Below are 23,579 nucleotides of genomic sequence, written 5' to 3' on the forward strand. Positions count from 1 at the left end.
AATTTGCAAAATGGCAGGCTGGAACCTTCATGGCCCTCGATCGTCCCTTCGATCCCGAAACCGATATCGTCTCACGCGGCGATGTACCGCCGCGCATCGAACGCGGCTGCGATATCTGCGTCGTCGGGTCGGGAGCTTCGGGAATATCGGCTGCAATAGAGGCTGCGCGGGCCGGGCGCGACGTTATTCTCGTCGACGGCCTGCCGGCGCTCGGCGGCCAGGCGGTCAACTCGATCATCGGCATGTTCTGCGGCCTCTACACGCCGGGCGAAGAGGGCAGGCAGCTGACCCATGGCATCGCCGACGAACTGATCGTCGAGCTCGGCGCGACCGACGACGTCAAGGTCGTCGGCGGCGGGGTGATGAAGGTGGCGATGTATAATGAGGTCGCGCTGGGTCGCTGGGTCGAGAAAAAAGTGCTCGACGAAGGGATCACGCCATTGACCGGCGCGATCATCCGCCGGGTGAACATGGATGGCCGCCGCGTCGCCTCGCTCGATATCGCCACCCGGCACGGCGATGTCCGGATCACCGCCACGGGCTTCATCGATGCGACCGGCGATGCCGCGCTCACCTGGCAGGCCGGGCTCGACTGTCGCGTTCACAAGAACGGCCAGGTCTATGGGTCGCAGATGATCGTACTTGAGGATTTCGACGGATCCAAGCGGCCCGAATGGGACGAAATGGCCACGGCGATCCGCGAAAAGGGGGGCAAGTACGGGTTGATGCGGCGGGACGGTTTTGCGCTGGCCTATCCGGGCCGCAATGTCGCGGTCGCCAATATCACCCATATCGAAACGCCGCTGGACCCCTTCGGCGCGGCGGAAAAGGCGCTGGAAGGCAAGGACCAGGCGGATCGCTCGGTGACGTTCCTCAAAACCGAATTCCCCGATACCTATGGCAATGTCCGCGTGCGCGCCTATGGCCTGCCCGGTATCCGTCAGACGCGCTGGATCGTCGGCCGCCACTATCTGACGGTCGAGGAAGTGCGCGCGGCGACCAAGTTCGACGATGCGGTCGCGCGCTGCTCCTGGCCGCTGGAACAGCATCACAACAAGGAAGGCTATGTCTGGGAAATCTTTCCCGAAGACCATGTCCACACCGTGCCGTTGCGTTCGCTCACCGTCGACGGGGCAGACAATCTGATCGCCGTCGGGCGGTGTATCGATGCCGACTCCACCGCGCTTTCGTCGGTGCGGGTGATGGGGCCGTGCATTGCGATGGGCGCGGCAGCCGCACATGCGCTTGACATTGCGGGCGCGGGGAGCGTTCATCAAATCGACCTTGAAGCGCTGAAAGACCGGATCCGCCCGAACATCGAGGGTTAGCCGGGCCGGACGTGCAGCGGCAACAATATGAGGTAAGGCATGACGGTTGGCATCAACGAACGGGCGCGGAACGGCGGCGAGAAAGACGCCGCCGCGGCGGAGCAGGAGGAGGATTCCTTTTTTGGCGCCAATCATCCCGAACGCCACCTTGTCAGCTTCGAGGCGATGGCCTCTTTCGACGACGACCGGCTGTTTCGCGCGACGCGCGCGATCGTCGTCGCCGCGCGGCGCTGGCGCAAGATCGCCAATGACCGTGTGAAATTGGTCGGCCAGACGATGGCACGCTGGGAAACGCTTTTTCTCGTCGCCTATTCGAAAAAGGAATTCACCCAGGGCGAGCTCGCCCGGATCATCAGTGTCGAGGGCCCCACCATGGTGCGGATGCTCGACCTGCTGGCGAAGGAAGAGCTGATCGAGCGTCATCAGGGCACGGAGGATCGCCGCGTCACGGTGAACCGGATTACGCCGAAGGGGCGGGCGGTGGTCGAAGAAATCATGGCGATCACCGGGCAGCTCCGCGCGGAAATTTTCGCCGATATCGATCCGGACGAGCTCGAAACCTGCGTTCGGGTTCTCAACAAGGTTCTCCTGAAAACCGACGAATATCTGAGCTGAAGCCGGCGTGGCACGCGGCGCTGCGGCGCCGCGGATTTCCAATAGTGCGCCTTGCATACAGATATTGGTAGAATGCTACCGATAAATTTGCCAAGCTGGTCTCGGGAGAGACTCGGATGGTGCAACTGACCGCCGAAGAACGGGCGATGCTCGACGGCGCCGAAGGCGCTGCGACGCAAAAGGCGATGGATCTGCTCGTGCGCTATGCCGATGCGCTGGGCGCGGAACGCTTCGTCGAAACCGACAATGTCGCTGGCGTACCGGGCGCCGCCCATGGTTTCCTGAAAGACTATTATCGCGATCAGGGCGGCGACTATAACGCGATCTTCTCGCTGTTCGATCTCGATAGCGACGAAGTCGTCGAAGTCCCCAGGATGAAAGCCTTTTCCTGCCATCTTCAGGGCGGCATGGACCCCGATCTCTGGCGCGAACAGGGAATGAGCGAGACCGCGCATGACGGCTTCGTCTATGACGAGGAGCAGAATGCCGAGCACGGCGTCCAGCTGCTCAAAACCTGTACGCCCTATGTCGCGGGAAACGTCCCGGCCCATGGCGAACATTGCGCCTGGATGGAAAGCTCGGCCGTCGTCTATTGCAACAGTGTCGTCGGTGCGCGCACCAATACCGAGGGCCGCGAATCGACGAGCGCGGCGATGCTCACCAAGCGCATCCCCTATTGGGGCTATCACTGCCCAGAATATCGCCACGGCCAGCACGCCATCGCGGTCGAGTTTCCGGTCGGCGATGTCTTCGAATGGGGGATGCTCGGCTATTTCGTCGGCCAGTCGGTCGAGGACGGGATCCCCGTCATCACCGGCGCGATTTCCAATCCCAGCCTGATCCGGCACAAGCATTTCGGCGCGGCGGCCGCATCGTCGGGCGGCGTCGAGCTTTATCACATGGTCGGGATCACCCCCGAAGCGCCAAGCGCCGCGGCCGCCTTCGGCCCAAACCTGCCCGAGCAGCATTTCGTTTATGACGCAGCGGAGCGGCGGCGGATCTATGAGACGTTGAACGCCGTCGGCGAGTGCGAAGATGTTGATTATGTAATGCTCGGCTGTCCGCATTATTCGATCGAGCAGATCGCCCATGCCGCGCAGCTGATCGAGGGCCGCAAGGTTCACGAAAATTCGGCGCTCTGGGTTTTTACCTCGCGGGCGGTGAAAGCCGTTGCGGACCGCAACGGCCATACGAAAACGCTGCAGGATGCCGGTGCCTATCTGATGACCGACACCTGTTCGGCGATCAGCCAGGCGATCCCCGAGGGAACCAGGGTCGCCGCGCTCGATAGCGCGAAACAAGTTCATTACCTGCCCGCGATGATGGATATCGAGGGCTGGTACGGGACCACCGCCGAGTGCATCGACGCGGCCTGCACGGGGCGATGGGCGGGGCGGCTGCAATGAGGGTCGATACCGTCGACACCGTTATCATGCTGCAGGGCAGGGGGATCACGCGCGGCATTGCCGAGGGCGAGGCGCTGGTGACCACGCAGACGATTTCCGGCTGGGGCGGGGTCAATCCGATGACCGGCACCGTGATCGAGAGCCGGCACGAACTGAAGGGCCGCAGCTTCGCGGGCAAGATACTGGTTTTCCCGGGCGGCAAGGGTTCGTCCGGCTGGTCGGCGATATTCCACATGACGCGGCTGGCCGGTACCGCGCCGCTGGCGATGGTGTTCACGCAAATGACGCCCAAGGTGGCGCTTGGCGCCGTTGTGATGCGGATTCCCGCCGTTACCGATCTCGATCGCGATCCCTTCGGCCATGTCGAGGACGGCGATCGGGTGCGCGTCGATGGCGACCGGGGCGAGGTGACGATCTGGAAGGGAGGCTGCGGATAAGGGCTTTCCGCGTCCGTGTCTCAAAAGATACAGGCGCGAATAATGTTATAGATACATACAATCTATCTTGGGCGGGCTGACGCAAAAGAGTAATATCCGGCCCACTTCAAGCGAGAACAAGAAATAAAAATGCGGAGAAACCGCTGAGGAGGGGATAAAGTGACGCAAACTGTCCGCGGGCCCGTACGGGTCGCGACCGCTCTGTTGGCCACGGCCCTGGTGTTTCTGCCGGCGTCGATGTCGGCGCAGCAGGGCTCATCGGCCACGGTTTACGGTGAGGTCCGCCAGCGCGGCGAGGCGCGCAGCTATACATCGGCGGTCGGCGATCTGGATGCGGGGATGCGTATCAACAGCGTGCGGACAGAGGGCGGCCCCTGGCAGGTCTGCACCGGCAACAATTTTCGCGGCCGCTGCATGATCGTCGACGGCGATCTCGACAATGTGAAGGGCGAGTTTGGCTTCTTCTCGACCATCCAGTCGATGCGCCCCGCCTCCGAAGCGAGCGCGGCGTCGGCAGCGCCTGCCGCACCGCCCGCCAATGCGACGACCGCCACGCCGCCGGTTGCCAGCGGCGAAGGCATGCGGGGCACAGCAGCGCAATTCTTCCCGCAGCCGCTTTGGAACGGCGCGCCGATCGCCGCGGGCGATGCCGCGGCCCTTTCGGCCTTTTGCCGGGCGGCCGGGTTCGGCCGCGTCGCATCTTCGGGTTCGGCGCTAAGGGGCGGCGCCGACATCGCCGTCGATCTGCTTTGCACGGAACCCGATTCGCCGTGATCGGGCCGCGCGCCTTGATCGCGCCGGTTCCGGCGAACGCTTTTGCGGAGGCCGGGCGGGCCAGGGGGAGGTGCCGCGCGATCCTGAAACCGAGCTATTGTAGAAATAGTAGGAAGCTATCTATTTTTCGTATATCAGGCCAGAGAGGAAAGGGGAGGAAGATGAAAAACACCATAAAATCACCAACGGCATTGCGGGGAGCGGCGATGGTCGGCGCTTCGATCTTTGCGATGGCGGCTGCGTCGCCCGCATTTGCGCAGGATAGCGGCGCATCGGCCCAGCAATCGCAGGGCGGCGTCCAGCAGATCATCGTTTCGGCAACGCGTACCGATACGAACCTGCAGGAAACGCCGATCGCGATCACCGCCGTCACGGCGCAGGATCTCGAACAGCGCGCCTTTACCAGTGTCGAGGATGTCGGGCGGATCGTGCCGAACGCGAGCTTCGAACAAGCCCAGGCCGCCTTTGGCCGTGCCGTTACCGCCTATATTCGCGGCATTGGCCAGAACGATTTCAACCTGGCGTTCGAACCCGGCGTGGCATTTTATGTAGACGATCAATATTATGCGCTGCTTGCGGGTTCGGTGTTCGATCTTCTCGATCTCGAACGCGTCGAGGTGCTTCGCGGCCCGCAAGGCACGCTCTTCGGCCGCAACGCGATCGGCGGCGCGGTGAACCTCATTTCGAGGCAGCCGGGCCCGACGCCCGAAGCCTCGATCGAGGCGACCTATGGCCGCTATAATCGCACAGACCTGCGCGGCAGCTTCAACGTGCCGCTGTCGGACAATCTGTTCCTGCGCGTTTCCGGCGTATCGAAGAATCGCCAGGGCTATCAGCGGGTGCTCGATTTCCGGTGCGACATGTTCCAGCGGGGCACGCCCGAGCTTGCCGGCAACTTCCCGTCGATCGACCCTTCGGGCGGCTTCATCGCCGGCAATGGCGGCGATGACTGCGTTATCGACCGGTATGGCGGCGAGGATGTGCAAGCCGTACGCGGCGCCTTGCGGTATGAAGGCACAGGCTGGGATTTCACCTTTACGGCCGACTACACGAACGATGATTCGCCGGTTGTCGCCGACAAGCAGGTGGCGATCAATCCCGGGCCATCGACCGCTGGCCTCAACGCCAATGTCTATCAGCCGCTTTGGGGTATCGACTATGACCAGCGCTTCCTGACGGACAGCCTCTATACGACCTACGCCACCTATGCCGATCCGATTCCGGCCGGCAGTCAGTTCCCGGCGGGCTGCGCTACGGACCCGTTGGTCAATTGCACCTATTATAACGGTGCGGGCGATCGCGGCGGCATCCAGCTCGATCGTCGTGCTGTCATCGAAACCTGGGGCTTCAGTGGCCGGCTCAATGTCGATCTGTCCGATGATTTCTCGTTCACCATGCTCTCCGGCTATCGTGACGTGTTCACTACGGGCATCAACGATACGGATGGTTCGCCGATCGGCTTCCAGACCGTGAAGACGCAGATCACGCATGAGCAGTTCACCATCGAACCGCGCATCAACTATAGTAGCGACTTCATGGATCTGACGGTCGGTGCCTTCTACTATAATGGCGATGGACAGACGACATCGAACGTGTCGATCCCGTTCATCCCGCTGCAGCAGAACGCGTTGATCACATTCGATAGCGAGGCTTGGGCGGTGTTCGGCCAGGCGGTGCTCCATCCGTTCAGCCCGGACTTCGGTCTCACGCTCGGCGCCCGCTATTCGGACGACACCAAGGACACCTTCTTCAACAACGGTCAGGGCGGGATCGCTCAGCGCGTGCTTGTCGCGGACAATCACTTCGATTGGCGCGTCGGCCTCGATTATCAGGTGACGCCCGATGTGCTGATCTATGGTTCGGCGGCTTCCGGCTATCGTCCGGGCGCCTTCAACCCTCGGCCGTTCCAGGCATCGCAACTTCAGCCGGTCGCTGCCGAAGAGGCCATTGCCTATGAACTCGGCTTCAAAGGCGATCTGTTCGATCGCACGATGCGCTTCAATGTCGCCGGCTTCTATACCGATTACCGGCAGCGCATCACGCCCGCGGGCGGTTCCGAGTGCATCGACAGCGGCGTCAGCGGCGATTGCGTGGTACCGGGCGCGCAGGTCGAAATCGACAACGGATCAAGCTCGCAGTGCCGGGCCTATGATCCGGTCGCCGACGGTCCGGTGAATCTGGGTGCCGGTATCGGCGTGACCTGTATTCCGAAGACGAACTACATCAACACGCCGGGCGAGGTTTACGGTATCGAAGCCGAACTCGAATGGCGTCCGGTGGAGCCGCTGACGATCAACGCCAGCATCGGCTATACCAAGTTCGACGCTCCGGAACTGGAGGCGAACAGCTTCGTCGTGAACACGGTGCCGGTCTATGTGCCCGAGTGGACGGCATCGGCGGGTATCCAGTACGAGATCCCGGTTCCAGGTCTCAGCGGATCGATCACGCCGCGCATGGACATGTTCTACCAGTCGGCGCTGTCGTTCAACTCGACCTCGGCGCTTGCGCAGATCCCGGGCCGGACGACCTTCAACGGCCGGATCACCTACCGGAACGATGATGGCGATTTCTCGATCTCCCTCGGCGCTACGAACCTGTTCGACAGGCAGTATTTCCACAACCTGTTCGATCTGACCCCGTTCGGTCAGCCCACGGCCGAAGGCCAGCCGGCGGCGCCGCGCGAATGGTACATCAGCGTCCGCAAGGAGTTCTAGGACGCCAAAGGCTAGGGGCCGCCGTTTTCTATCGGGGAACGGCGGTCCCTTTCCGTTTCGATTGCAGAGAAGCCGCCATGACCTATTCGGTACATTCGCTCCATCCGCTGTTCGCGGCCGAACTTCTGGGCTTCGATCTGAACGCGCCGATATCCGAAGATGATCGCGCCCTGATCGAAAATCTGATGGCCGAGCATGCCGTGCTCGTGCTGCGCGACCTGGAACCCAATGACGAGGCGCATATACGTTTCGCCCATACATTCGGCTCGATGGAATTGCCGCCGAAAATGTATGGCGAAAAGCCGCCGCCCGGCGCTGCGCGGATCACCGAGGGCCTATACGATATTTCCAATATCGGTGTGGACGGGAACCTCCTGCCCGCCGACGATCTTCGCAACCGTTTCAACAAGGGCAACGAACGCTGGCACACCGACAGTTCGTTCAACGCCCTGCCGACCAAATGGTCGCTGCTGCTCGCCTATGTCGTGCCGCCGACGCGCGGCGATACCGAATATGTAGATACGCGAGCCGTTTATGATGCGCTGCCGCCGGAAATGCAGACAAAGGTCGACGGGCTTCAGGCGGTGCACGATCTGTGGGGCGTGCGCGCCAAGCACGAATATGGCGGCGGCCATGTCGACGAGGAAATGCGCCGGTTGATGCCGCCGGTCACCCAGCCGCTGGTTCGCGCGTCCGTGAACGGCCGCAAGACGCTCTATATAGGGTCGCATATCGATTATCTGCTCGGCCTCGACCGCGAAGAGAGCGACGCGCTGCTTGCCGAACTCATGGAATTCGCGACCCGGCCCGAATTTATCTATACCCACAAATGGCGCGTCGGGGACCTCGTCATCTGGGACAATCGCTGTACGATCCATCGCGGGACGGGCTTCGACCATATGCACGATCGCCGCGACCTGAGACGGGCGACGATCAACGAAGACCGGGGCGAAGATCGCGCCTCGACCGACCTGATAGACGCTGGCTGATCAATAGGAGAAATCTGTGAGCGTTGCCGATACCATCGCCCGGCGAAAGTCGAGCCGCGCCTTTCTTCCCGATCCTGTCGACCAGGCGCTGCTCGAAGCCGTCGTGCGCAAGGCGCTCCAATCCGCGTCGAACAGCAATATCCAGCCCTGGCATGTCTATCTCGTCACCGGCGATCGCCTCGAAAGGCTGAAGGCGGCGACGGCAGAGCGGAGCACGGTGCCGCCCGCCTTCGATGACCGGCCTTATCCCGTCTATCCCGAGCCGCTGGAAGAGCCATATGAGGGCCGACGCTTCCATTGCGGCGAGCGGCAATATGCGGCGATGGGGATCGCGCGCGAAGATCAGGACAGCCGGCTTCGCTATGTCTACAACAACCACCAATGTTTCGGCGCGCCGGCGGCAATGTTCCTCTATATCGACCAGCATGCCGGGCCCTCGCAATGGGCCGATCTCGGCATCTATCTCCAGTCGGTGATGCTGCTGCTGACCGAGGCGGGGATCGACAGTTGCGCGCAGATCAGCTGGAACGTTTTCAACAAAACCGTGCGCAAGCTATTGGAGGTGGAGGATAATCTCACGCTCTATTGCGGCCTTTCGATCGGCTATGCGGATCCCGATGCGCCGGTAAACGCTGTCGTGGCCGATCGCGCGCCCGAGGCGGAAACGCTGACAATCTATCGCGATTGAGCGCCTCGCCGGTAGCGATTGCGCAGCCGGGCCGAGGCTCTAGGGTGCCGGGATGACCGAGCCTCTGCCTCCCTACACGCCCGTCATTATCGGTGTCGGCCAATATGCCGAGCGTATCGGCGAACCCGGTTATCGCGCCCTCTCGCCGATGGACCTTGCGGGCGAAGCGTTGCAACGCGCGATTGTCGACTGCGGCGCGGATGTCGCCGGCACGATCGATACGGTGGCGGCGATCCGCCAGTTCGAAATTTCGACGCCGAACGCGAAGGCGCCCTTTGGCCTGTCGGACAACCCGCCGCGTTCAATTGCGCGGCGCGTGGGCTGTGATCCCGATCGCGCTATTCTCGAAGTCGTTGGCGGGCAGGGTCCACAAAAGCTGGTCGGCGAACTGGCGGCGGAGATCGCGGAGGGCCGATGCGGGATGGCCGCGATTGTCGGCTCCGAGGCGATTTCCACGGCGCTCGCGCTAATGAAAAGCGGCGAGGCGGCCGACTGGTCGGAAGAGGTTGGCGGGGATATCGAGGATCGCGGTTTCGGAATGCGCGGCCTGCTCGACAAGACGCTGATCGTCCATGGACTGGTGACGCCGATTTCCCTCTACGCCCTGTTTGAAAATGCGCGCCGGGCGCAGCGCGGCGTATCGCTCGATGCTTATCGACATGAGATGGGCGAACTGTTCGCGTCGTTCACCGAGGTCGCGGCGGCGAATCCCTATGCCGCCGCTCCGGTTGCCCATAGCGCCGAGACGCTCGCGACGGTTACCGAGCGCAACCGGATCGTCGCCGAGCCTTTTCCGCGACTGATGGTCGCGCGCGATCAGGTAAACCAGGCGGCAGGGATCATCCTGTCGTCGGTCGAAAAAGCGCGCGAAGCCGGAATACCCGAGGAGCGGTGGATCTATATCCATGCCTCCGCCGATGCGAAGGAGCTGTCGGTTCTGGAGCGACCCGATCTTGCCCGCAGCTCGGCCTCGATCGCCAGCGTTCAAACCGCGCTCGAGCTCGTCGGCATCGGCGTGGCGGATATCGGCTATTTCGATCTCTACAGCTGTTTCCCGATCGCCGTTTCCAACATCATCGACGCATTCGGGATCGCGCCCGGCGATCCGCGCGGGCTGACCCTGACCGGCGGCCTGCCTTTCTTCGGCGGCGCCGGAAACAATTATTCGGCCCATGCCATTGCCGAAGCGGCGGCCCGGCTGCGCAAGAATCCCGATGGCTATGCGCTGGTCGGCGCCAATGGCGGGTTCATGAGCAAATATTCGACCGGCATCTATTCACGCCGACCGGCTTGCTGGGAAGGTACGTGTCGATGGAAGACGGTACCGGCAAGCGGCGATAAAGCGACCGTCGTCGACGGCTATTCCGGGTCGGCGATTGTCGAAAGCTATACCGTCGTGCCGTCTGCTTCGGGAGATCGCGGCGCAATTGTCGGCCGCGCGGAAACCGGGGAACGCTTCATGGCCGTGCCGAGCGACGAAAGCGGCCTTGACCGGCTGCGCGAGGGCGAGCCGTTCGGCCGGCGGATATCGGTGACGGCGGGCGAGGATCGCCGCAACGGTTTCGTCTTTTCGGATTGAGTCGGTCGGCGGCTAGTAGAGGTGCAGTTCGCGATAGCCGCCGCGAAAATAGAGCAGCGGATCATATTCGGCCTCATAGCGCACGCCGAGCACATGGCCGACAAGAATGATATGGTCGCCGCCGTCATGCTCGGCATATTTCCGGCATTCGAAATTGGCGAGCGAGTCCGTGAGGATCGGCACGCCGGTCGACCAGCTTTCGCAGGCCGTGTTTTCGAACCGGTCGCCCTCGCGGGTGGCGAAGCGCTGGGCGATGTCCTTCTGCCCGACATGGAGGACATTCACCGCGAAGGAGTCCGCCTCCAGGAAATGCGGGGTGCTGCGCGATGCGCGCGACAGGCAGACGAGCAGCAATTCGGGATCGAGCGAGACCGAGGTGAAGCTGTTGGCAGTGAGGCCGACGGGATCGCCTTGCGCATCGAGCGTCGTCACCACGGTAACGCCGGTTCCGAAACATCCCAGCGCATCGCGCAGGGCCCGACTGTCGGTTTCGAGATCCTTCGACATAGCGCCAGCCTTAGCAAGCGGCTTGCACCGCGCAAACTTTATCCTTGGCCGGGCTTGTCATCCCCCGGGTCGGCTTGACGTAGGGCTCCCCAGCAACCACGAGATCGCGAACTTCGCGCCCATCGACCGATGGCGCGCCGACTAGGGGATATATTTGTGAGCGACATCGACGCCATCGAGATTATCGACACGCAGATCCACGGGCCCAATCCCGGGGTTCCGCTGGAGGAAGATCAGGCGGAGCTGCTGCCGATGGTCCAGGTGGAGCTGGCGCGGGAGGCGATGGATGCCGTCGGCGTCGATATTGCGCTGGCAGTCACCGGAGAGCCCTTTATCGATCTGGCGCATCAGCGTTATCCCGGCCGCTTTCCGGGCGTGGCGACCTTTTCCCACACCCATGCCGATCTCGATTCCGAAGTGCGGCGCATCCGTGCGCATCCGGCGATGGTCGCCGGCCGGGCGCTGGTCGGCGATTTCAAGACGGCGGTCATGCGCGCCGAGTTCGACGAAGGGGTGTTCGACCCGATCTATGCCGCCGCCGAAGAGGTCGGCCTGCCGATTTTCAATTCCACCCATGGCGGCTGCGCGCGCATGGCCGCGATTGCCGAGCGGCACCCGGATCTGACCCTGATCATCGACCATATCGGCGTGGCCCAGCACCCGGTCTCGCCGCCCCAGACGATGCATTGGGGACCGTTCTCCGACCTGCTCGAGCTGGCGAAATATTCTAATATCGCGGTCAAGCTGTGCGGAGCGCCGCTCTTGTCCGAGCAGAATTATCCGTTTGGCGACGTCTGGCCCTATCTGGAAAAGCTGTTCGAGGCCTTCGGGTTCGATCGCGTGATGTGGGGCAGCGATTATACGCGCCTGGGGACGGCCGACCGGCCGAGGGGCGCTCGCCCGCGCCGGCGCGGCGTGACCTATGCCGAAAACCTGGATTTCCTGCGGCGGAGCGACCGGCTCGGTTTCGAAGAGAAACAGGCATTGCTGGGCGGCACCGCGCGGCAATTGCTTCGCCTCGACCGGGACGCCGGATAAAAATTTGGGCCTGCGGAGCAGTTGACCGCGGAGGGGGCTATAGGCGTTTGCAGGCCTGACCGCCCGGTCGGGCTACGCAATTGCAATCGATAACGGCATCTCGTAATTTAATAATCCAAAGGGTGGGGCCGCGATAATATTAGTATGAAAAACCTCGGCAGGACCGTGATTGTGGTGGGGAGCGGCTTCAGGGCTGGGATTCTCGCTCTACTGCTGCAGGAAATGCTCCCGCGAACCGAGATCATGCTGGTCGCGGAGCGACCCACCGTCGGCGGTTCCCTGCAAGTGCCCGTCTTGTTCTCTGCAATTCCCCGCGCCTATTCGGAGATGTTCGAACCGCTCATCGTCCAGTCATGGCCGGGCTTTCAATTTCAGGGACCACGCCGCGCTCAAAGTTTCGATGCGCAAGTCGTGCTGTTGGCCGGCGAGCAGCTTCATATCGAATTGCTGGATCGTATCGGGACGGATCGTATCCGCCTGTTGTCGCGGATCGTCAGCGTCGGAAGCAAATCGCTCGTGTTGGCGAGCGGCGAAACATTGGTCGCGATGGATGTTGTCGATGCGCGGGAAACCCCGGGCGATTTTGCCGGCGCCCAGCCCCGGGATACCTATTCGCGCTCCGTACGCGATATTTCCGTCGCCGCGGCGCACGGGATTTCTCGCCCGATATTGTTCAGGGAATTGCAGCGGACGGACGCCGGGATAATGTTCGCCCAATATCTGCCGCTAACGCCGAACATGATAAGGGAGGTGATCTATGGCCCGTCCTCCCAAGCCGCGCCCGCCCCAACGGCTGGCCATGGAACCGTTGTCAGCGCGGAAAAATCGACGCTGGACGCCGGCGATATCTTTCTCCAATCGGGTAACGACAGACATAGGGCGGAAAGCTTGGACTTTGGCTCGTTCTTCGGGGGATTTCTGAACAGTCTCGTTTCGACGGCGAACGAGATGGCGGCCCGGCAAATTCGGATCGTCGCCTAGCTATCCATCCGCCTGTGTCCGCCGATCAGGAACCGGGCCAATATCGGGCGGACGCGATTCTCGCCCCCTCGGCCAGAGACGCGAGTTTTCGCCAGACGACCATCGGATCGACGCCGCCGCTGCCGGCATGGATGGAGAAGCCGCAATCGGTGCCCGCCATCACATTGTCGCGGCCGACCCTGTCGGCATAGCGGGCGATGCGCTGCGCCACGAGTTCGGGATGTTCGATATAGTTGGACTGGACCTCGATAACGCCGGGGATCAATACCTTGCCCTCGGGCAAGGTTATATCGTCGAAAACCGTATATTCATGGGCGTGCCGCGGGTTCGCAGCTTCGAACTGGATTGCCTGTGGCCGCGCTCGCCACAGCATGTCGACAATGTCCTTCATCGGAACGTCGCAATGGTGTGGCCCCGGATAATTGCCCCAACACAGGTGCATACGGAGCTGCTCGGGCGGGATGTTAGCCGTCGCGCGATTGATCGCTTCGATATTGAGAGCCATCCGGTCGCGAAATTCTGACAGGCTGAGATCGAGAAACTGGGTATGCCGACCCATGGCAAGATCGGGACAATCCACCTGCAGGATGATACCGGCTTCGGCGATCGCCTCATATTCGTGACGCAGCCCGTCCGCGATCGCGAAGACATAGTCTTCCTGGCTGGCATAATAATCGTTGCGGAAGAAGAGCGCCGTCACGCCGGGGGAGGCCGCACTCAAGAAGGGAATCCGGCCGGGACAATCGGCTATCGCTGCCAAGAGGTTATCCGCATCCGTCCGCACCGCTTCCATATCCTTCACCGCGATCGGCGCGTTGCAGGCCGGTGTCCTGCGGTGTTCGCGGCCGGGGTCGGCAAGAATGCGTTCCTTGGTCGCGGGGAATTCCTCGATGTCCTGGAAAACATAGCTGTTGCCGGTGCCGCCAAAGCCATCGAGGCGATCCTTGATATAGGTCGCATAGCTGGGCTTGGACTGTTCGCCGTCGTTGACGATATCCACGCCGCATTCGGCCTGTTTCTCGACAACCTGCTGCACGGCCTTGCGGACCCTGGCCTCGAAGGCCGGCTTGTCGAGCGGCAGTCCGTCCTCGCGCGCGAACATCAGCTGGACGAGATCGGCCGGACGCGGAAGGCTGCCGACATGGGTGGTGAGGAAACGGCTCGGGCCATTGCTCATAGTAAAGTCCTTTCGGGACTAGGAATGCGATGGGAGGAAGCCTCCTCTAGTCCGCCCGTTCGGCGGCTCGCCCGGACATAGGGCGGCGCTGGAAGTGGCCGCCGGCCAAGCTTTCACCGTCCCCACCGGCCCGATAAGCGGGGGGCGGGATGCCGGGACACAGCCGGCTAGGCGGCATGATCGTCCCGGAAATCATTGTTGGTCCTGAGATCCCCGGCAAGCCAGCGTTCGAGTTCAGCCCGTGCCTTTGCGCGCCGATCGGCATCGCCCTCGGACGCCCGCGGATCGTCGCAGGTGAACTCGACGATCATGCCATTGGGGTCCTTGATATAGACGGATCGGCAATAGCCATGTTCGAGAACATAGCTGTCCGGTTCGGCATAGCCCGCTTGTTTGATTCGCTGTTCGATTTCGTTCTGGGTCGTCGCGTCCACGTTGAGCGCAATGTGATTGAACGGCGATTCCGGGATTGCCGGGCCGAACATCGCCTGATCATCCGGATCGGCGAACTGGAAAAAGGCGAGCGCGCTGCCGTCGGCAAGTTCGAAGAAACAATGGCAATAGGTGCGATCGGCACCGAACAGAAAATCCTTTTCGCACCAGGTCGCAACCAGTGGCATTCCGATCACGTCTTCGTAAAATTGCCGTGTCGCTTCCAGGTCCTTGCTGACATAGGCCGTATGATGCAGCCTCGTGGGTCGGTTGCCTGTCATGATCTTCTGCTCCTGCTCCGATAGTTCGATTTTATTCCGGCCCATCATATTCGATCGCCTGCGCGGCTTCGCCCGAAAGGATGAAACCGATAGGCCGTTCCTGCTCCTCTTTGAGATGCGCGATAAGGCTCGCCGTGCGAGCCAGCAACGAAATGCCCTTCAGCGCGCCCGGCGGGAAACCAATATCGAGCATGACAGCCGGGATGGCTCCGTTGACGTTGATCGGCAATGGTCGTCCCAAGGCTTCGGGCAGCGTCGCATGCACGGCGCGCAGCATTGCAATATGCCGGCCTTCCTTGCCCCTTTCCGCAGCCAGCTTCAGTAGCAGGTGGGCGCGCGGGTCCCCGTTCGAATGCTGGGGATGGCCGAAGCCGGGAATGGCCTTTTTCTCGCTCCGCATCGCGGCGATCGCACGAGCCGCAACATCTGCAGGCGACGTTTCGCTTTCCGCAGCTTCTTCGCAAAGCCGGGCGAGGAAGCGGCCGCAATTTTCGGCGCTGCCGAGGACGACGGACCCGCAGCCGAGCAACCCTGCTGCGACGGCGCCCTGAAGAGCTTCGGGGGCGGCGGCATAAGTCATGCGTGCTGCGACCACGCTTGGCACCAGGCCATGTTCGGCGATCGCGGCGAGGACGGCGTTGGTCAGGAAGGACTGGTCCGCGTCGGGCTCGTCGCCGGTGATGAGGAGCCAGAAATAGCTCGTAAAATCCATCCGGCCGATAACGTCGCCACAGAGATCGCGCCCCCGCACCGTGATGGTTTCCGAGTCGGATGTGCAGATCGCGGAATAGCGCTGCTCCTGCTTTCCTATTCTCATGCTTCCTCTCATGGCCCGCTCACGCGGCCGGCCGGTTCGATGCCTTTGGCTTATTGGCCAGCATAATCGGAATTGCACTCTTCCCGCAACAGAAATTCGTAATGTGAAAATATATTCGTATAACGAATTTATATATGCAATGAGCGGGTCCGAGGTTTGCCCACGCCCACCCGGAGTGGGCAGCTCGGCGGCAAGGGGCTGGCCGGGCCCCTGTCGGCCGATCGCCGTTGCTGGAGGGAAAGCGGCATTGCGCGACGGCAAAAGTCATGCTAGGAGTTCGTTATACGAATTAAAATTCGATAATCGAAAATAATCGATATGGCGTTTCGTATAATTCGAAGAATAAATATTTCTGTTTGCAGATAGAATCGTAGAATTTTCAAGTAAAATTACATTCAGATCAAATAAAAAACTATTATTGAATAATATATACATTGGGGAGGTTATAGTGAGGTCAGTGGGTCTAAAGGTTCGGATGCTGTCTACGGCTGCTTGTGTCGCGGGACTGGCGATGCCTGTTGCGGCGCAGACGTCGGCAAACACGGAAGAAACCGAAAATATCTCCTCGGTCAGTGCAGAAGAGACGCCAAGCGAAGCGATCGTCGTTACCGGGACGCGCATTGTTCGCGATGGATATGAATCGCCGACACCGGTAACCATCGCCACGAGCGAGGATCTTACGCGGGCCGCGCCGTCTGGGCTGCCCGACGGGCTGAACCGGTTGCCGCAATTCGTCGGCTCCTCCGGTCCCAATGCCAGCAGCAATACTTTCGCGACTCCCGATCACGGGAATGTTCTCAACCTGCGGGGGCTCGGGCCTATTCGGACCCTCAACCTGATCAACGGGGTTCGGCTTTCGCCGACCACCTATGTTGGTACCGTCAATGCCGACCTTATCCCGCAAGCCCTGGTGGAGCGGGTGGAAGTCGTGACGGCGGGCGCTTCCGCATCCTATGGTTCCGATGCGGTCGCCGGTGTGGTGAACTTTGTCCTGGATACGGATTTCAACGGGTTTCGGGGCTTCGCCCAGGCGGGCATTTCGACGCGCGGCGACAATGAAACCTTGCGCGGCGGAGCGGCAGGGGGCTTCGATCTCGGCGATCGTCTCCACGTCCTGCTGAGCTACGAACATATTGAAAGCGACGGCTATACGCAGGGGCAACGCCCGGCGCTCGACCTGCGCGGGCTCGCGGTTGGCTCGGTGATAGGAGGCGGGCAGTCCGGTACTGCGGCCAATCCGCTGATTTTCCAGACCAATGCGGGTTTCAGCTTTTCCTCGTTCAACGGCCATGCGGCAAACGGCCCCTTTGCGGGGACGCTTTTCCTGCCCGGCGGACAATATCGGCCGCTCGATCCCGGCGCCCCGACCGGCTCGGCCGGCTATTTCGTCGGCGGCGACTATTATTACGGGCCGTCCTCGCAGAGCGCGAGCGCAGCGCTTCGTACCGACACGATTTTCGGCCGTGTCGACTATGACGTGGCCGATACCGTGGCCGCCTATGTGCAATTCATGGGCTCGGAATCGGTGATACGATATGGCTCGCTGCCGAACCTCCTTACGTTCACGCCGGTTATCTTTAGCGGAAACGCGTTCCTGCCGGCTGATCTCCAGGCGCAGCTTACGGCGGGGAATGTCGAATCATTCGGTCTCCGCAAGGCTTTTCTGGAATTCGGGCCGATCCCGGCGCGCGAGAGGATCCGCAACTATCAGGTGTTCGCCGGGCTCGAAGGCGAAATCGGCAACCTGAACTGGAATGTCGATTATACGCACGGCAATTCGGTGTTCAATTTCTCGCAGCCCAACCAGTATCAATATACCCGTTTCGCGGCGGCGATCGATGCCGTCCGCGATCCTGCTACCGGTAATATCGTGTGCCGACCCACGCTCGACCCCGATCCGGACGTCCGGGCGCGCTATGCCGGCTGTGTACCGTTTAATCCCTTTGGGTTCGGCGCCGCTTCTCCCGAAGCGCGAGACTATGTGATGGGCGTTTCGACCTATCGCGCGGAAACCAGCACCGACGACATTACCGTCGGACTATCGGGGGATCTTATCGATCTTCCCGCCGGCCCGATATCCTTTGCCGTGGGTGTCGAATATCGTGAGCAGAGCCTTGACCTGACGTCGAATTCCAACCCGGCCATTGCGGAGGACATTACCGGCCTGCGCGGTCTGCCGCCGACGACACCTCGCTATTATCTGACCAATACCGGCGTAGCCAGCGGCTCGAACAGCGTTCGCGAAGTCTATGGCGAACTTGCCGTGCCCATCCTGGCCGATCAGCCATTCGCCCGGCAGCTGGATCTGAATGGCGCCATCCGCTACACCGACTACAGCACCAGCGGCGGAGTCACGACCTGGAAGCTCGGCGGAACCTGGGCGCCGATCGACGATATCCGGTTCCGCGTCGTGCGGTCCCGGGATATCCGGGCGCCTACGCTGTTCGATCTTTTTGCCGGCGCGCAGGTCACCCAGGCGGCCGCGCTCGATCCCCATACCAACGTTACGTTCGGCGCCAGCCAGCGCGCCAGCGGCAATCCCGATCTGGAGCCGGAAATATCGGACAGCTGGAGCGTCGGCGTTGTGCTGCAGCCGAGTTTCCTCCCCGGTTTCGCGATGTCGATCGATGCCTATGAGATCGATCTTCGGGGCGCGATTTCAACGCTGAGCGCGATCCAGGTGCTGCTCGATTGCGAGAGCAGCGGCGGGACGGCGCCGTCCTGCGACACGATTTCGAGACCCTTGCCGTTTTCCGATACCTCGCCTGCCAATGTGCCGACCGAGATACGGGTCACGCCGATCAACATTTCGACGATCGAAACGCGCGGCATCGACATCGATGCCTCTTACCGGACCGGCTTTGCGGATGGCCAACTCGCGGTTCGGCTGTATGCGACCTATGTCGACCGCTTCCGGCGGCAGTTGAGCGGCAGCCAACCGGTTATCGAATATGCTGGCTACAGCACGTTGGGCGCGCGCGGGGATACCACCGTGCCTCGCTGGAAGGGCGCACTCAGCGTGAGCTATGACAGCGATGACTTCTCGATTTTCGTCCAGGAGAATATGATCGGGGAGATCAAGCTCGGGCCGACGCTGACCTATGCCGAACCGAATATGCCGGCATGGTTCACCACGGATCTGACGGTCACCGCCCGGCCTGGCTTCTTCAATGGAGATGCGGAACTGTTCTTTACCGTCAACAATCTGTTCGATGATACCCCGCCGATCTTCTTCGGGAACCTGGTGCCGGGTCTCGGGCTCGGTACGCTCAACAATCTTTACGACACGACAGGTCGGCAGTTCACCGCCGGCTTCCGCGTCAACTTCTAACCCGTCCTGCCGGCGCGCTCGCATAGCACAGCATCCTGCTGTCGCGAGCGCGCCGGATATTTTAGGCATGATGCCTGCCGCGTTTGAAGCCCGGCGCGATTCAAGCTGGGGGGAGGGCGTTCAAACCTGTTTGAGTGAATGCAGCAGGAAGGGCCAGCGATCGAGAGCGTCGCCGATCTTCCGCGCGGCGGCGCGGAGCTCGGGCAAACGGGTCTCGATCAATTCCTCGCGCGAAACGCGCGTGGTGGACGTAGAGCAATTGATCGCCGCGGCGACCTGATCGCCCGAAGCCATGACCGGAACCGAAACCGACACGATGCCGTAGTCGAGTTCGTCCTGCGCGGAGGCATAGCCGTCCTTGCGCGCCGTCTTCAGCATCTTGCGGAGCGTCGCGGCGCTGGTGATCGTGTGCTCGGTCAGCCGTTCGAGCTTGGCGCGGGACAGATAATCCTCGATGGCCTCGTCGTCCCTGTAAGCAAGCAGGATGCGGCCCAGCGAGGTTGCATAGATCGGGAAGCGGGTGCCCACGCCAGCACGCAGCCGGATGGTGCGGTTGGTCGAGACGTGGAGCAGATAGAGAACATCGTCGCCCGAAAGCACGGCGAGCGAAGCGCTGTCCCCCGTTGAATCCCTGACGGTCTGCAGGGCAGGTGCGGCGACTTCTTCGAGATTCATCGAGGCCAGATAGGCCGAGCCGAAAACGAGCACTTCCGGCCGGAGCAGGAAGCGCCGCCCATGTTGCGCAACATAGCCGAGCTTTACGAGGGTGTTCAGGCAGCGCCGCACGACAGCCGGATTGAGCCCGGTAACGGCCGCGACTTCGCTGAGCTGCATCTCCGGCCGCGTCTGGTCGAACGCACGGAGCACGGAAAGGCCGCGTTCGAGCGTCGACAGGAATTCGGGGTCTCCGTCCCTTCGGCTTTGCGCTTTCATCAATTGGCACCCTTCACAGCGATGCCGCCGCTATACCGTTATCCAAACCCCGTGCACCAGTGGTTCCGAAGTTATTTTGCCGTTGCCTCAGGCGTTTTTACGCCGAGAATTTCCTCATTATGCTCGCCCAGCACCGGCGGCGCTTTCACCTCCAGGCTGCGCTCGCCATCGAAACTGACCGGTGACCGGACCGTCCGGAACCGCCCCATTTGCGGGTGCTCGGCTTCGATCTGCAATTGCAGATGCCGGGCTTGCGGGGTCTCAAGAGCTTCGTTGGAGGCGTAGAGCGGGGCATGGGGGACATCCCGTTCTCTAAGCCTCCCGCACCATTCGGAGAGGCTGCGGGATTTAAACAGCGGGGCAAGCGTTGCGAGAACGCCGTCATAGTTGGCGATGCGAGCGTTGCGGTCCTTGAATTCCGGCCGTTCGAGCATTTCGGGCATCCCGAGCGCATCGGCCAGCTGTTCCCAGAATTTCGGCGGCGACGACATATGGAGGGCGAGCCAGCGCCCGTCCGAACATTCGAACACATAGGATTGCGAGACATGCGGCCGGCTATAGGGCCCCATAACGTCCCCTTGCGCGAAATAATGGGTGAAGTCGTCGAGATTGAAATGGGTCATCGCCTCGAGCATCGAAACCTCCACCACGCGGCCTATTCCCGTGGAGTGGCGTTCGTGGAGCGCGCCCAGGATGCCATAGGCCCCATAGAAGCCGGTGATGGCGTCCGCGATTGCCGGGCCGACCACCCGGGGGTGTTCGGGATTCACCAGCAGGCGCAAAAAACCGCTTGCGGCTTGGGCGACGCTGTCGAAGGCCGGATTGTCGCGGTCCGGTCCCGAAGCGCCGAAGCCCGATATCGAACAGTAGATCAGCGCAGGGTTGAGCGCCTGGAGCCGCTCGGCGTCGACGCCGAGCCGCTCGGCCACGCCCGGACGAAAATTCTGGATGAAAATATCGGCATCGGCGATCAGCGCGTCGAGTTCGGCCAGGCCTTCCTTGGTCTTGCTATCGATCGTCACGCTGCGCTTGTTGCGATTGTAGGTCTGGAAATGCGCGCTGTAGAGACTGCCGTTGAAGGCCCGGAAAGGGTCTCCGTTCGGGTGCTCGACCTTGATCACGTCCGCACCGAGATCGCCCAGCAACATTCCGGTCGCCGGGCCCGTAATGAAGGTTCCCATCTCGATGACACGAACGTCACTGAGCACTTTTGCCATCAACTATCTCCACAAACAGGTGGCGTGCCGACTGCCGTAAAATGTCCGTAAGCAGCACATCCTGTCAAAAAACCGACGCCGGCGCATCAAGCGCCGATATTCCGAATGCAATTTCCAGGAAGCAGGGGGGCCAGCGCCAGTTCCGCCGGACCGGTCCATCTCCCGGAAGAAGCGGACCGGGACAGGCCGGGGCGGCCGCCCTCGCGATTCCCAGATTTAGCGGAACCGGACATGAAGTTCCTTCAGGCCCAGCAGGAAATTGTTTGGAAGCCATTCGACATGGCTGTCCGCGAGGTCCGCGTCGGGAAAGCGGCGCGAAAAGGTTTCCAGGAAGATCTGCAACTCCATCCGCGACAGCGAGGCCCCGAGACAAAAATGAACACCCGAGGAAAAGGCGAGATGCTGGCGCGCATTTTCGCGGCGGATGTCGAAACGGTCCGGATCGTCGAAAACGGCAGCATCGCGATTGGCCGAGGCCAGCAGGCATGTCAGCCTTGTGCCGGCCGGAATCTCGCGTTCGCCGATCACCGTGTCGGTCCGTGAAATCCGATTGACCATCTGGCCGGGGGAGCGCAGCCGCAATACTTCCTCTACCGCATTGGGAATGAGTTCGGGTTCCTCGCAAATCGCTCGCCATTGATCCCGGTCGCCGAAAAGTTCGAGCAGCGCGTTGCCGATCGTATCCTGGGTGGTCTGGTGGCCGGCGATAACCATCTGCGCCACGATCCCCATAATGTCCTTGTCGGTGATGATGCCGCTCTCGTCATTCTCGGCATCGAGCAGCCGTGCCAGCAGATCGGTGGTTTGCTGCCCGCGCCGCGTGTCGAACGTGTGCTGGAGGCGCGATTCCAGTTCGGCCATGCCGGCATGGACCGTGTCGATGACCTCGGGGACGCGCTCGGGCGGATTGCCGATAAGCTGCGTCATGCTCTGCCAGGATTTATGGATGCTCTCTCGCACTTCGATAGGGATATCGAGCATTTCGGAGATGATAGTCAGCGGCAGCTGATAGGCGAATTCGGAGATGATCTCGATACTGTCCCGGGGCTCAAGTTCATCGAGGCGCTCGTCGACTTCCCGCTGGATACGTTCGCGCATATTTTCGATCGCGCGCATCGAGAACACGCGGGTCGCCAGGCTCCGCAACGCCACATGTTTCTCCGCGTTGCTCGAGGTGAGCCAGCGGAGCTGGTGATCGAGCACTTCGCGATATTTGCGCTGCTTTTCCGGGTCGAGGCTCGCCATCACGGCCATCACGCGTTCGCCTTCGGGATCGAAGCCGCTGAGATAGGTCTTGTGATCGCGGAGAATGTTCACGCAATCCTTGTGGCGCGAAAGGAAGGTCTGATCCCCATAATCGAATATCGGCGCTTCCTCTCGAAGCCGTGCGTAAACGTCCCACCGGTCGAGCCGGCTATCGGAATTGAGGGCAAGCCATTCGCTGACGCTGTCTTCCAGCGGGGCGGGTTCGATATCGCTGACGATCGTCATTCTGCATTCCTCTCACTGGGTGTATCGGCCGACCCACCGAGCGCAATCGGGCCGATTTGACGATAGATGCGCATCGCTTCGGGGAAAAACTGCGCCCCGAAGGCGCCGGCAACGGCCTCCGGATCCGCGTCCCGGAACGAGACTTTGGCAAGCTGGCGCCAGGGCAGGGTGATTCCGCCGCGCTGGTCCGCATTCGCCTCGAGCAAATCCACGTTCAGATCGATCCCATCATGGACGATCGAACGCTTGTTCGGCAGGTCGTTGCCGAAGGCGAGCAGCGTATGGGTTCCGTCCCGGTTGCGGGTAGCGTCGCCGAAGATATCGGGGGCCGGAGCATCGCCATCGACCGGTGAATAGACCCAGGCGACATGGTCGTCCTCGAACACGCCGTTGGACGGCGTGAAATCCTTGGCATTCCGGGTAACATCGCGATGGATTGCGGCGACGTCGTTCTCGCGAAGTTCGTATATGGCGAGGCTTGGCCATTGCAGCAGATCCCCGACCGGCCGGTCGTCGGTCGCCCAGGCGCGGAACCCGCGTTCGAACCCCGGGCACAAATCCACCACATCCTGAAGGTGATGGCTATCATACCATTGATGGAATTCGTCTTCGCGACCCGATCGCGGGCGGCTCAATGCAAGGAAGATGTGCTGCCGTTTCAAATCCTGCCCCATGTTTTTTCGATTGACGAATTATATTTCGATATGCGACGAAAGTCAAAGCCGCAAGGGCTTCCATAGGCTGCGGGATAATTTAACGGACTTCCGGGCAACGGAAGCGAACGGAAAGATGGAGTGGGATGTCAGAAACACGCAGGATCGACAGGGTCGTCTTGACCGGCAAT

The 23,579-nt window shown here is 61.6% G+C and carries 20 protein-coding genes; 12 read left to right on the top strand and 8 right to left on the bottom strand.

What is annotated here, in order from left to right; all coding sequences use genetic code 11:
• Positions 1–29 precede the first annotated feature (29 nt).
• The 9 genes from H6P80_RS06000 (at position 30) to H6P80_RS06040 (ending at position 10,530) form a co-directional block, all read left to right on the top strand.
• The gene (locus H6P80_RS06000; protein WP_185800397.1) at positions 30–1,328 is read left to right on the top strand and encodes an FAD-dependent oxidoreductase; all 1,299 of its coding nucleotides are present in this window, start codon (positions 30–32) and stop codon (positions 1,326–1,328) included.
• Between the two features lie 39 nt (positions 1,329–1,367).
• Positions 1,368–1,943 carry a MarR family winged helix-turn-helix transcriptional regulator gene (locus H6P80_RS06005; protein ID WP_185800398.1) on the top strand — a complete coding sequence of 192 codons (576 nt, stop codon included), beginning with the start codon at positions 1,368–1,370 and terminating at the stop codon, positions 1,941–1,943.
• Positions 1,944–2,059: 116 nt separating this feature from the next.
• Positions 2,060–3,349, top strand: a complete 1,290-nt coding sequence (locus tag H6P80_RS06010; protein WP_221892886.1) for an aconitase X — start codon at positions 2,060–2,062, stop codon at positions 3,347–3,349.
• Positions 3,346–3,786 carry an aconitase X swivel domain-containing protein gene (locus tag H6P80_RS06015; RefSeq protein ID WP_221892887.1) on the top strand — a complete coding sequence of 147 codons (441 nt, stop codon included), beginning with the start codon at positions 3,346–3,348 and terminating at the stop codon, positions 3,784–3,786. Before H6P80_RS06010 ends, H6P80_RS06015 begins: the two co-directional genes overlap by 4 nt.
• A 159-nt stretch (positions 3,787–3,945) precedes the next feature.
• Positions 3,946–4,560: a beta/gamma crystallin-related protein gene (locus H6P80_RS06020; protein WP_221892888.1), complete on the top strand. Its 615-nt coding sequence runs from the start codon at positions 3,946–3,948 to the stop codon at positions 4,558–4,560.
• Positions 4,561–4,721: 161 nt separating this feature from the next.
• Positions 4,722–7,274 carry a TonB-dependent receptor gene (locus tag H6P80_RS06025; RefSeq protein ID WP_185800400.1) on the top strand — a complete coding sequence of 851 codons (2,553 nt, stop codon included), beginning with the start codon at positions 4,722–4,724 and terminating at the stop codon, positions 7,272–7,274.
• Positions 7,275–7,351: 77 nt separating this feature from the next.
• A complete protein-coding gene (locus H6P80_RS06030; RefSeq protein WP_185800401.1) occupies positions 7,352–8,263 on the top strand; it encodes a TauD/TfdA dioxygenase family protein in 912 nt (303 codons plus the stop codon).
• A gap of 16 nt (positions 8,264–8,279) precedes the next feature.
• Complete coding sequence (locus H6P80_RS06035) at positions 8,280–8,951, top strand: nitroreductase (RefSeq protein ID WP_185800402.1); 672 nt, start codon at positions 8,280–8,282, stop codon at positions 8,949–8,951.
• 52 nt (positions 8,952–9,003) lie between these two features.
• Positions 9,004–10,530 (top strand): acetyl-CoA acetyltransferase, encoded by a 1,527-nt coding sequence (locus tag H6P80_RS06040; RefSeq protein WP_185800403.1) that lies wholly within the window; start codon positions 9,004–9,006, stop codon positions 10,528–10,530.
• A gap of 12 nt (positions 10,531–10,542) precedes the next feature.
• Here H6P80_RS06040 and H6P80_RS06045 read toward each other — a convergent pair whose 3' ends face one another.
• On the bottom strand, positions 10,543–11,037 hold the full coding sequence (locus H6P80_RS06045) for a flavin reductase family protein (RefSeq protein WP_185800404.1): 495 nt from the start codon (positions 11,035–11,037) through the stop codon (positions 10,543–10,545).
• Positions 11,038–11,193: 156 nt separating this feature from the next.
• On the opposite strand from H6P80_RS06045, the gene H6P80_RS06050 reads away from it, so the two are divergent.
• Both H6P80_RS06050 and H6P80_RS06055 read left to right on the top strand, forming a co-directional pair.
• Positions 11,194–12,075: an amidohydrolase family protein gene (locus H6P80_RS06050; RefSeq protein WP_185800405.1), complete on the top strand. Its 882-nt coding sequence runs from the start codon at positions 11,194–11,196 to the stop codon at positions 12,073–12,075.
• 222 nt (positions 12,076–12,297) lie between these two features.
• Complete coding sequence (locus H6P80_RS06055) at positions 12,298–13,056, top strand: hypothetical protein (protein WP_185800406.1); 759 nt, start codon at positions 12,298–12,300, stop codon at positions 13,054–13,056.
• A 25-nt stretch (positions 13,057–13,081) separates the two neighbouring features.
• Here H6P80_RS06055 and H6P80_RS06060 read toward each other — a convergent pair whose 3' ends face one another.
• The 3 genes from H6P80_RS06060 to H6P80_RS06070 all read right to left on the bottom strand — a co-directional run bounded on the left by H6P80_RS06060 (position 13,082) and on the right by H6P80_RS06070 (position 15,763).
• Positions 13,082–14,233: a cobalamin-independent methionine synthase II family protein gene (locus H6P80_RS06060; RefSeq protein WP_185800407.1), complete on the bottom strand. Its 1,152-nt coding sequence runs from the start codon at positions 14,231–14,233 to the stop codon at positions 13,082–13,084.
• Between the two features lie 167 nt (positions 14,234–14,400).
• Positions 14,401–14,946, bottom strand: coding sequence for a VOC family protein (locus H6P80_RS06065; protein ID WP_185800408.1), 546 nt, complete (start codon positions 14,944–14,946; stop codon positions 14,401–14,403).
• Between the two features lie 31 nt (positions 14,947–14,977).
• On the bottom strand, positions 14,978–15,763 hold the full coding sequence (locus tag H6P80_RS06070) for a citryl-CoA lyase (RefSeq protein ID WP_185800409.1): 786 nt from the start codon (positions 15,761–15,763) through the stop codon (positions 14,978–14,980).
• Between the two features lie 511 nt (positions 15,764–16,274).
• Between H6P80_RS06070 and H6P80_RS06075 the strand changes: the two genes are divergently transcribed.
• The gene (locus H6P80_RS06075) at positions 16,275–19,094 is read left to right on the top strand and encodes a TonB-dependent receptor domain-containing protein (protein WP_185800410.1); all 2,820 of its coding nucleotides are present in this window, start codon (positions 16,275–16,277) and stop codon (positions 19,092–19,094) included.
• Positions 19,095–19,214: 120 nt separating this feature from the next.
• Here H6P80_RS06075 and H6P80_RS06080 read toward each other — a convergent pair whose 3' ends face one another.
• From H6P80_RS06080 to H6P80_RS06095, 4 genes are all read right to left on the bottom strand, one after another.
• On the bottom strand, positions 19,215–20,027 hold the full coding sequence (locus tag H6P80_RS06080) for an IclR family transcriptional regulator domain-containing protein (protein WP_185800411.1): 813 nt from the start codon (positions 20,025–20,027) through the stop codon (positions 19,215–19,217).
• A 71-nt stretch (positions 20,028–20,098) separates the two neighbouring features.
• Entirely contained in the window at positions 20,099–21,244 is a 1,146-nt protein-coding gene (locus H6P80_RS06085) for a CaiB/BaiF CoA transferase family protein (RefSeq protein WP_185800412.1), read from the bottom strand.
• Positions 21,245–21,460: 216 nt separating this feature from the next.
• Entirely contained in the window at positions 21,461–22,735 is a 1,275-nt protein-coding gene (locus H6P80_RS06090) for a cytochrome P450 (RefSeq protein ID WP_185800413.1), read from the bottom strand.
• Positions 22,732–23,397, bottom strand: coding sequence for a hypothetical protein (locus H6P80_RS06095; RefSeq protein WP_185800414.1), 666 nt, complete (start codon positions 23,395–23,397; stop codon positions 22,732–22,734). The genes H6P80_RS06090 and H6P80_RS06095 overlap by 4 nt, the downstream gene beginning before the upstream one ends.
• Positions 23,398–23,579 lie beyond the last annotated feature (182 nt).

This window comes from Parasphingopyxis marina, assembly GCF_014237875.1.
GTDB lineage: Bacteria > Pseudomonadota > Alphaproteobacteria > Sphingomonadales > Sphingomonadaceae > Parasphingopyxis > Parasphingopyxis marina.

Coding starts and splice junctions, on each gene's coding strand:
- H6P80_RS06000 (WP_185800397.1), top strand. CDS start 30: ATGGCCCTCGATCGTCCCTTCGATCCCGAAACCGATATCGTCTCACGC.
- H6P80_RS06005 (WP_185800398.1), top strand. CDS start 1,368: ATGACGGTTGGCATCAACGAACGGGCGCGGAACGGCGGCGAGAAAGAC.
- H6P80_RS06010 (WP_221892886.1), top strand. CDS start 2,060: ATGGTGCAACTGACCGCCGAAGAACGGGCGATGCTCGACGGCGCCGAA.
- H6P80_RS06015 (WP_221892887.1), top strand. CDS start 3,346: ATGAGGGTCGATACCGTCGACACCGTTATCATGCTGCAGGGCAGGGGG.
- H6P80_RS06025 (WP_185800400.1), top strand. CDS start 4,722: ATGAAAAACACCATAAAATCACCAACGGCATTGCGGGGAGCGGCGATG.
- H6P80_RS06030 (WP_185800401.1), top strand. CDS start 7,352: ATGACCTATTCGGTACATTCGCTCCATCCGCTGTTCGCGGCCGAACTT.
- H6P80_RS06040 (WP_185800403.1), top strand. CDS start 9,004: ATGACCGAGCCTCTGCCTCCCTACACGCCCGTCATTATCGGTGTCGGC.
- H6P80_RS06045 (WP_185800404.1), bottom strand. CDS start 11,037: ATGTCGAAGGATCTCGAAACCGACAGTCGGGCCCTGCGCGATGCGCTG.
- H6P80_RS06055 (WP_185800406.1), top strand. CDS start 12,298: ATGCTCCCGCGAACCGAGATCATGCTGGTCGCGGAGCGACCCACCGTC.
- H6P80_RS06060 (WP_185800407.1), bottom strand. CDS start 14,233: ATGAGCAATGGCCCGAGCCGTTTCCTCACCACCCATGTCGGCAGCCTT.
- H6P80_RS06065 (WP_185800408.1), bottom strand. CDS start 14,946: ATGACAGGCAACCGACCCACGAGGCTGCATCATACGGCCTATGTCAGC.
- H6P80_RS06070 (WP_185800409.1), bottom strand. CDS start 15,763: ATGAGAATAGGAAAGCAGGAGCAGCGCTATTCCGCGATCTGCACATCC.
- H6P80_RS06075 (WP_185800410.1), top strand. CDS start 16,275: ATGCCTGTTGCGGCGCAGACGTCGGCAAACACGGAAGAAACCGAAAAT.
- H6P80_RS06080 (WP_185800411.1), bottom strand. CDS start 20,027: ATGAAAGCGCAAAGCCGAAGGGACGGAGACCCCGAATTCCTGTCGACG.
- H6P80_RS06085 (WP_185800412.1), bottom strand. CDS start 21,244: ATGGCAAAAGTGCTCAGTGACGTTCGTGTCATCGAGATGGGAACCTTC.
- H6P80_RS06090 (WP_185800413.1), bottom strand. CDS start 22,735: ATGACGATCGTCAGCGATATCGAACCCGCCCCGCTGGAAGACAGCGTC.